Source organism: Stenotrophomonas sp. Ste86 (genome assembly GCF_024519465.1).
GTDB lineage: Bacteria > Pseudomonadota > Gammaproteobacteria > Xanthomonadales > Xanthomonadaceae > Stenotrophomonas.
Map to the genome: position 1 here is coordinate 1 of NZ_JALJRW010000043.1, position 971 is coordinate 971.

Sequence of the window (971 nt, forward strand, 5' to 3'; positions counted from 1 at the left end):
CTGGCCGGCGACGATGCCGCCTCGGACAAGCTGGTCATCGGCGGCGACAGCAGTGGCCAGACCAACGTGCGGGTCAACAACGTGGGTGGTGCCGGGGCGCAGACGGTCAACGGCATCGAGCTGATCACCGTGGCCGGTGCCTCCAACGGCCAGTTCGACCTGGCCGGACGTGCCGTGGGCGGGCAGTACGAATATTTCCTGTTCAAGAACGCAGGCAACTGGTACCTGCGCTCGCAGCTGCCGACGGCGCCGGACCCCTGCGATACCGATCCCACCCTGCCCGGCTGCGGCGGCCCCGTTGACCCGGTCGATCCGGTGGATCCGGTCGACCCGCCGGTGCCGGTGCTGCGTCCGGAAGGTGGGGCTTACCTGGCCAACCTGCAGGCCACCCAGTCCATGTTCCGCCTGGGCTACCACGACCGCCATGCCGGCCAAAACAGCGGCCGCGCCTGGGCGCGGGTGGATGGCTCGCGTACCGGCTTTGATGCGGTGAGCCAGCAGCTGGATGTGCAGGGCAACAGCCAGTCGCTCAGCGTCGGCGCCGATGTGTGGCGCAACGATGCGGGCAGCGGCGTAGGCGTGATGCTGTCCAGTGGCAATGCCACCAGCACGTCCACCAATGCGCTTACCGGCTACTACGCGCGCGGCAAGGTCAAGGGCGAGGCGCTGGGGGTGTACGGTACGTGGCGGGCGGGCAATGACGTCGATCCGTATGCCGGCTTCTACGTGGATGGTTCGGTGCAGCGTGCGCAGTTCCGCAACCGCGTGGAAGGCGTCGTCCTGGACGCTGAACGCTACGACAGCCGCGGTTGGCAGGGCGCGATTGAAACCGGCTACGCGTTCCGCGTGGGCGGTGCACAGGCCGGCGGGATTTTCCTGGAGCCCCAGCTGCAGGTGGGCTACAACCGTTGGGACAACCTGCGCCACACCGAGGCCAACGGCACGGTGGTGACCACGCAGGATGCCGATGG

At 68.2% G+C, this 971-nt stretch carries 1 protein-coding gene; it reads left to right on the forward strand.

The window, feature by feature from the left end; all coding sequences use genetic code 11:
* Window positions 1-971 (forward strand): autotransporter outer membrane beta-barrel domain-containing protein (locus NR101_RS18970; RefSeq protein ID WP_256777761.1); only part of this gene is annotated, 971 nt, incomplete at both ends.